Raw genomic sequence first — 7,060 nt, 5'->3', positions numbered from 1 at the left:
CGGCCGCGGGGGGGGGGGCGGGGGGGGGGGGGGGGGGGGGGGGGGGGCCCCACCCACCCACCCGCGGGCGGGGGGGGGGGCCCCCCCCCTCCCCCAGCCGCCCCACCCCCCCCCCCGGCTCCGGCTCGAGGAGGAACAGCTCACGGGCCCTCGGCCCGTGCAATTGCCGGAAGTGGCGCAGCGGAACCTGCTTACGCAGGCAGATCTCCGGCGCGACCACGTACCCCGCTGTCATCATGTCCTGTGCATTCCTAAGTCCTGTCGGTTCCTACGTGTTTTCTCATGCGTTCGACCACTCCGGCGATGAACGCCGCGACGGTGTCCAGTTCGGAAACATATGCCCAATAGTCTGGATGACGACCCGTCAGTCCGGAATTGATGCGGTCGAGGCGTTCGGCTTGGGCATCGAGCACCGACCCCCACTCGCCGACCAGGCCTCGGTCGACCGCGAGCATCTGCGCGTCCCGCAGCCGGAATCGTACGGTGCGGGCGTGCGCGTCGGGGTCGGCACGTACGTCGCGCAACAGTTCGAGGCGCCGGGTGACGGCGTCGACCAACTGCTCGGCCTCGGCGAGGTGCTGGCGCGCGGTGGCGGTCAGGTCAAGGGCGGTCTCCGGGTCGTGATCGGCAGCCGCGACGCGCGCGCCCACGAGGGCGGCGTCCGCGGCGTCGATGCCGCGCCGGCTTTCCCGCTCATTGTTGGTCAAATCCGCCGAACTCGCAGCGTTGAACTCGCGCAACAGCGCCGAGTACGCCGGGCCGAGCCCACTCGCGCGGTTGCGGACAGCGGCCAGCCGGGTCGTCACCGACGCGATCGCCTTCGCGGCCGCCGAAGCGCGAGAAGGGGCCTGCGCCAACGCATCCGACAATTCCGCGGTCGCCTGCTGCACCGCCGCCGCGGCCGTACGCGCGGCGGTAACGGAGGTCTGCGGATCGGCCGAGGACGCTGTGATCAGATCCTCATTCAGCCGCCTTACACCCGCCTCGATCGAGGGGTAGTTCGCGAAGCCCGACGACGCCGCTGCGGCGAGCACCTGCTCGGCCTCGGCCCGCACGTGCGCGAGCAGCTGCGGCACCGCCGATCGCACGCGCGCCGCCTCCTCCAGGCCCGCGCGATGGGAGTGATAGAACTCGTCGACCCCGCGGGCCGCGTCGTGCAGTTGGCGCACCAGCGCATCCGCCCTGGCGGGCCCGTCCGCGATCGGGCTGCCCGTGGCTTCGGCGGTGTCGAGCTCTTCGGTGAAACTCAGATACGCGCCCGCCGCGGCATAACACCGCGCGCGCACCGGCTCCCAGACCGCGCCGACCCGGCGGTCCGGGAAGACCTGATCGCTGGCCACCACACCCGCCTCCGCCGCCGTCTGCCGATGATCCATATCGAGGAAGGCCGACGACGTGGCCGCCCTCGCCCCACTGATCCACTCATGATCGGCCCCCGACCTGAACCATCCGCGTCTGCGAGGTGTCACCGGCACGTCCCCTTTCCGAACCGCGCGGCGACCCGACCACGCACAGTCCCGATGGTAGGAGATTCCCCCCGTTCACCAGGGCTGCTGCTCGTTCCTACGCAAGTTCCGCGAAACCTATTACTGTCGTAGCGGTACCCGGCGATTCGGACATGCTGGGAAACGACACACCGGACTAACCGAAGGGATTCCCGCATGGGTGTCAGTCTGTCCAAGGGCGGCAATGTCTCGCTGACCAAAGAGGCTCCGAACCTGACCGCGGTCGCGGTCGGCCTCGGCTGGGACGTGCGCACCACCACCGGCGCCGACTTCGACCTGGATGCCAGCGCGATCGCGACCGGCGGCGACAAGAAGGTCGTCTCCGACAAGCACTTCGTGTTCTTCAACAACCTCAAGTCCCCCGAGGGCGCCATCGAGCACGTCGGCGACAACACCACCGGTGAGGGCGAGGGCGACGACGAGGTCATCAACGTCGACCTGGCCAACACCCCGCCGACCATCGAGAGCATCTTCTTCCCCGTCTCGATCTACGACGCGGAGACCCGCTCGCAGTCGTTCGGCCAGGTGCGCAACGCCTACATCCGCGTCGTCGACCGGGCCAACGGCACCGAGCTCGCCCGCTACGACCTGTCCGAGGACGCCTCGACCGAGACCGCTATGGTCTTCGGCGAGCTGTACCGCAACGGTGCCGAATGGAAGTTCCGCGCCATCGGACAGGGCTACGCCTCCGGACTCGCCGGTATCGCCCGCGACTACGGCGTCAACGTCTAGTCACCATCGCGGACGGGGGCTCGACTGACCGGGCCCCCTGTCCGTGTGAGACAGAAAGGTCCCTCCGCGTGATTACGCGCATCTTCGGCCTGTCCATCGGCATCACCGTGCTGTCGTTGGTCGTCGCCTACCTCTACGGTGGCCTGACCGCCCTCGCGCTGTGCGCGATCCTCGGCATCCTCGAGGTGTCGCTGTCGTTCGACAACGCCGTCATCAACGCCACCGTCCTGGAGCGGATGAGCGAGTTCTGGCAGCGGATCTTCCTGACCGTCGGCATCCTCATCGCCGTCTTCGGCATGCGACTGGTGTTCCCGCTCGCCATCGTGTGGGTTACCGCCGGGCTCGGTCCGATCGAGGCGTTCGACCTGGCCCTCAACCCGCCTCCCGGCGACGCACCGTACTTCCCCGACGGCAGCCCCAGCTACGAAACCCTGCTGACCGACGCGCACCCGCAGATCGCGGCGTTCGGCGGCATGTTCCTCGCGCTGCTGTTCCTGAACTTCATCTTCGAAGAGCGTGAGATCACCTGGCTGGGCTGGCTGGAGAGGCCGCTGGCCAAGGCGGGCAAGCTCGACATGCTGTCGGTGGTCGTGGCGGGCATCGGCCTGATCCTCACCGCCGAGTTCCTCGCCAAGGAAGACGACCGGTCGACCGTGCTGCTGGCCGGTCTGCTCGGCATGATCGTCTACATCGCGGTCGACGGCCTCGGCTCGATGTTCCACACCGAGGAACTCGAACACGCTCCTTCGGGCCCGTCGGGCCTGGTGAAGGCGACCGGTAAGGCCGCGTTCTTCCTGTTCCTGTACCTCGAGGTGCTCGACGCGTCGTTCTCCTTCGACGGCGTGATCGGCGCGTTCGCGATCACCTCCGACCCGATCATCATCGCGCTGGGCCTCGGCTTCATCGGTGCGATGTTCGTCCGGTCGATCACGGTGTACCTGGTCCGCCAGGGCACGCTCTCGGAGTACGTGTACCTCGAGCACGGCGCGCACTGGGCGATCGGCGCGCTGGCGACGATCCTGCTGGTCTCGATCGGTGTGCACGTCAACGAGCTGATCACCGGCGGCATCGGCGTGGCGTTCATCGGCGCGGCGTTCATCTCGAGCATCCTGCGCAACCGCAAGGACGAGCCCGACGCGGTGGACGAGTCCAAGGAAGCCGCACCGGTCAGCTGATCGGCGGCACGAACACGCGATAGCCACAGCGGCGGCGGGTCCCGGATGGGGATTCGCCGCCGCTGTCGTTTCTCAGGCGGCCGGCTGGAGTTCGCGTCGATCGGCGGGTGCGACGGCCGATTCGGTCCGGCGCGCACCGCGCAGCCCGGCCCGCAGGAACAGGAAGAACAGCACGATGAGCAGGACGGTGCGCAGCCACACGCCGAACTGGACGATTCCCTCCATCAGCTCCACACCCTCACCCTCGCCCAGCGCGGCGAAGTAGCGGAACACGCCGACGCCCACCGCCACGTCGGCGACCAGATACGCCGCGACCAGCGACCACGGCACCCGCAGCAGCACCAGGAACGGAATTATCCACAGGGTGTACTGGGGTGAGTGGACCTTGTGGAAAAGCATGAATCCGCACAGCATCGCGCCGCTCGCACCCACCCACGGGAAGGGCGAGGTCGGCGTCCAGCGGCGCCACCCGAGCCACATCGCCAGCACGAAGGACGCCAGGATCAGCGTGGGCGAGGCGAGGGCGACCATGTCGTGCCAGGTGGTGGTGGTCTCGGCGTCGCGGCCGAAGATCAGCTGATGTCCCCAGTACCAGATCGAGTTCGTGGTGATATCGGCCTGGCGCATCTGCTGGAACGTGATCGAGGCCCGCCAGCCCTCCACCCCTGCCACCACGAACGGCAGATTCACCGCGGCCACCGTGCCCATCGCCGCCAGCAGTGCCTGCGCCGCGCCCGCCACGTCCAGATCACGCACTCGCCGCGCGTCTCGCGGCGCGCCCTCGGTGAGGATGTAGACCGCCAACGGCAGCAGGAAGATGCCCGGATAGAGCTTGAAGCAGAACCCGATGGCGAGCAGTACCGCGGCGATGATCCCGCGGGTGCGTATCGACAGGCCGGTCAGCATGGACATCACAGAGACCGCGGCCACCGCGGTACACACGACCGGCAGTTCCCAGTTGTGGAAGGCATACAGCACCAGCGGCGGGCCGATCGCCCACAGCAACGCGGCCGGGCCTGCCAGCCGGGCCAGCATCCACGCCGTCAGCAGGGCGAAGGGCGTGAGCAGCAGCGCCGAATGCCACAGGAAATCCGCGTCATTGGTGACCCCGATCGCGCCCGCCCACATGAGCACGCCGCTGAGCACCGGATACTCCACCGCGCCGCCGGTGAGCGCGCCCTCCTCGGTGATCCCGCCGTCGACATACGGGAAGACGTGATTGTCGATATCGCGGCCGATCCAGAGGAACTGGATATCGGAATAGCAGACATCCGAATCCTTGCGGACATCGAATACCTGGCTGCGACCGGTTTCATCGATCGCGCCGCCCGCGCACCGCGCCTTGTTGGCGTAGGCCATCGCGAGGGTGAGCGCGCACAACAGAACGATCAGGAACGTCAGCGCCGTGGCCCGCGCCGCGCCACGTGCTGCGCGCTGCTGCGGGTCGGCGGTGGTCATATCGACCACATTATGCGGCGCCGCGGCGATCCAGGAGCGCACCCGCGGAGTGGATCGATTTCGCTGCTCAGGGCCCGCTCATGTAGCCTTACCGGGTTGCTGACGCAACGAACCCTCCTGCCATGGAAAGTCCATGGCCGTTTCCTAGTCCACAGGAGGTGATTGGTCCGTGCGTCATTATGAAGTGATGGTCATCCTCGACCCCAGCCTGGACGAGCGCATCGTCGGGCAGTCCCTGGATAACCTGCTCAACGTCGTCAAGACCGAGGGCGGCAAGGTCGACAAGGTCGACATCTGGGGCCGCCGCCGGCTCGCCTACGAGATCGCCAAGCAGGCCGAAGGCATCTACGCGGTCGTCGAACTGACCGCGACCCCGGCCACCGTGAGCGAGCTCGATCGCCAGCTGGGCCTGAACGAGACGGTGCTGCGCACCAAGGTTCTGCGCAACGACAAGTAGTCCGCAGAGCGAAATCTCGTTTTCGTCGGTGCCTATCTTTAGGCTCTAGCGCGACAGCGAGACGCGGACTGCACCCCGAGCAGGAGGAACCCCATGGCAGGCGACACGGTCATTACCGTCATCGGAAACTTGACGGCAGACCCTGAGCTTCGTTTCACGCCCGCGGGCGCAGCGGTGGCGAATTTCACCGTCGCTTCGACTCCCCGCGTGTTCGATCGCAATTCGAACGAATGGAAAGACGGCGAGGCCCTGTTCCTGCGCTGCAACATCTGGCGTGAAGCAGCGGAGAACGTCGCCGAGAGCCTGACCCGAGGCGCTCGCGTGATCGTGAGCGGACGGCTCAAGCAGCGCTCCTACGAAACCCGCGAGGGTGAGAAGCGCACGGTCGTCGAACTCGAGGTCGACGAGGTCGGCCCCTCGCTGCGCTACGCGACTGCCAAGGTCTCCAAGGCAGGTCGCGGCGGCGGAGGCGGTGGCTTCGGTGGCGGTTCCGGCAATGCCGGTGGTGGTGCAAGCGCAGGCGGCTACAACGCCAACAGTGGCGGCGGACAGTCGGGCGGCGGAAACGCAGGCAACGACGATCCGTGGGGTAGCGCGCCGGCGGCCGGCTCCTTCGGGGGCGGCGGCCGCATGGATGACGAACCGCCGTTCTGAGGAACGGCACTCATAGTACGGAGAGAAGACCATGCCTAAAGCGCCCGCGCGCGAAAAGGTGCTGAAGAAGAAGGCTTGCACTTTCTGCAAGGAGAGCAAGTCCGGAATCGTCAATATCGATTACAAGGACACCACGCTGCTGCGTAAGTACGTCAGCGATCGCGGCAAGATCCGTGCTCGCCGCGTCACCGGCAACTGCGTCCAGCACCAGCGTGATATCGCTGTCGCCGTCAAGAACTCGCGTGAGGTGGCCCTGCTGCCTTACGTGTCGACCGCTCGCTGAGAAAGGGAGTCAGACAGATGAAGCTCATCCTCACCGCTGATGTCGACAACCTCGGTGCCCCGGGCGATCTCGTCGAGGTCAAGGACGGCTACGGCCGCAACTACCTGCTGCCCCGCGGTCTGGCCATCGTGGCCACCCGTGGCGCCCAGAAGCAGGTCGAGGGCATCCGCCGGGCGCAGGACGCCCGCAAGGTGCGCGACCTCGATCACGCCAACGAGCTGAAGCAGGCCATCGAGGGCCTGGACTCGGTCTCGCTGGCCGTGAAGACCGCCGACAGCGGCAAGCTGTTCGGTTCGGTCACCACCGCCGATGTCGCCGCCGCCATCAAGGCTGCCGGTGGCCCCGTGGTGGACAAGCGCAGCATCGAGCTGCCGAAGTCGCACATCAAGGCGACCGGCAAGCACGGCATCGTGGTGCACCTGCACCCCGATGTGGCTGCCAAGTTCAACCTCGAGGTTGCCGCGAACTGAGTTCGCTGAGAGCCACCCCTGTGTTCGACATGGGGGTGGTTTCTCGTTGCATTTTTCCGGTTGACATCGCAATAACTGGACGATAGCCGGAGATCGCTCCCGTGCAGGTCACCCCAGGCGGCCGACGGTCGGCAATTCGCTGACCTCCGGTTATTCAGCCTGTGGATGGTTGCCGAAACCGACCGGCAGATTTGTGACTCCAGTCATAGCGTGCACCATCGCTGTTTACCCAACACGCCCGGCTGTTCACCTTGACGGACACGCCGGAACTTCTTTCATCCACAGGTGGAGAGTTGGGTAAAAGGGGATCTAGCAGGGCGTTCCAC

Annotated in this window: 8 protein-coding genes and 1 pseudogene; 6 read left to right on the top strand and 3 right to left on the bottom strand. The window is 66.8% G+C overall.

Going from position 1 to position 7,060, the window contains the following annotated elements; all coding sequences use genetic code 11:
* Positions 1 to 238, bottom strand: a pseudogene (locus ACFWPJ_RS11115) (hypothetical protein); the annotation flags it as partial.
* A 13-nt stretch (positions 239 to 251) separates the two neighbouring features.
* Positions 252 to 1,376, bottom strand: coding sequence for a hypothetical protein (locus ACFWPJ_RS11110; protein ID WP_378849696.1), 1,125 nt, complete (start codon positions 1,374 to 1,376; stop codon positions 252 to 254).
* 285 nt (positions 1,377 to 1,661) lie between these two features.
* Here ACFWPJ_RS11110 and ACFWPJ_RS11105 point away from each other — a divergent pair, with 285 nt between their 5' ends.
* Complete coding sequence (locus ACFWPJ_RS11105; protein WP_378849694.1) at positions 1,662 to 2,237, top strand: TerD family protein; 576 nt, start codon at positions 1,662 to 1,664, stop codon at positions 2,235 to 2,237.
* A 68-nt stretch (positions 2,238 to 2,305) separates the two neighbouring features.
* Positions 2,306 to 3,412 (top strand): DUF475 domain-containing protein, encoded by a 1,107-nt coding sequence (locus tag ACFWPJ_RS11100; protein ID WP_378849693.1) that lies wholly within the window; start codon positions 2,306 to 2,308, stop codon positions 3,410 to 3,412.
* A gap of 72 nt (positions 3,413 to 3,484) precedes the next feature.
* On the opposite strand, the gene ACFWPJ_RS11095 is transcribed toward ACFWPJ_RS11100, so the two are convergent.
* Positions 3,485 to 4,870 (bottom strand): hypothetical protein, encoded by a 1,386-nt coding sequence (locus tag ACFWPJ_RS11095; protein ID WP_378849691.1) that lies wholly within the window; start codon positions 4,868 to 4,870, stop codon positions 3,485 to 3,487.
* Between the two features lie 169 nt (positions 4,871 to 5,039).
* Here ACFWPJ_RS11095 and rpsF point away from each other — a divergent pair, with 169 nt between their 5' ends.
* The 4 genes from rpsF (at position 5,040) to rplI (ending at position 6,734) form a co-directional block, all read left to right on the top strand.
* Positions 5,040 to 5,327, top strand: coding sequence for a 30S ribosomal protein S6 (gene rpsF, locus ACFWPJ_RS11090; protein WP_022565973.1), 288 nt, complete (start codon positions 5,040 to 5,042; stop codon positions 5,325 to 5,327).
* Between the two features lie 93 nt (positions 5,328 to 5,420).
* Positions 5,421 to 5,981 (top strand): single-stranded DNA-binding protein, encoded by a 561-nt coding sequence (locus ACFWPJ_RS11085; protein WP_019050000.1) that lies wholly within the window; start codon positions 5,421 to 5,423, stop codon positions 5,979 to 5,981.
* Between the two features lie 31 nt (positions 5,982 to 6,012).
* Positions 6,013 to 6,264 (top strand): 30S ribosomal protein S18, encoded by a 252-nt coding sequence (gene rpsR / locus ACFWPJ_RS11080; RefSeq protein ID WP_019050001.1) that lies wholly within the window; start codon positions 6,013 to 6,015, stop codon positions 6,262 to 6,264.
* Between the two features lie 17 nt (positions 6,265 to 6,281).
* Complete coding sequence (gene rplI, locus ACFWPJ_RS11075; protein ID WP_189031508.1) at positions 6,282 to 6,734, top strand: 50S ribosomal protein L9; 453 nt, start codon at positions 6,282 to 6,284, stop codon at positions 6,732 to 6,734.
* The last annotated feature ends 326 nt before the right edge of the window (positions 6,735 to 7,060 follow it).

This window comes from Nocardia sp. NPDC058497 (assembly GCF_042720195.1).
GTDB lineage: Bacteria > Actinomycetota > Actinomycetes > Mycobacteriales > Mycobacteriaceae > Nocardia.
This window is presented reverse-complemented; position numbering and strand designations above follow the sequence as displayed.

Coding starts and splice junctions, on each gene's coding strand:
- rpsR (WP_019050001.1), top strand. CDS start 6,013: ATGCCTAAAGCGCCCGCGCGCGAAAAGGTGCTGAAGAAGAAGGCTTGC.
- ACFWPJ_RS11105 (WP_378849694.1), top strand. CDS start 1,662: ATGGGTGTCAGTCTGTCCAAGGGCGGCAATGTCTCGCTGACCAAAGAG.
- ACFWPJ_RS11085 (WP_019050000.1), top strand. CDS start 5,421: ATGGCAGGCGACACGGTCATTACCGTCATCGGAAACTTGACGGCAGAC.
- ACFWPJ_RS11095 (WP_378849691.1), bottom strand. CDS start 4,870: ATGACCACCGCCGACCCGCAGCAGCGCGCAGCACGTGGCGCGGCGCGG.
- ACFWPJ_RS11110 (WP_378849696.1), bottom strand. CDS start 1,376: ATGGATCATCGGCAGACGGCGGCGGAGGCGGGTGTGGTGGCCAGCGAT.
- rplI (WP_189031508.1), top strand. CDS start 6,282: ATGAAGCTCATCCTCACCGCTGATGTCGACAACCTCGGTGCCCCGGGC.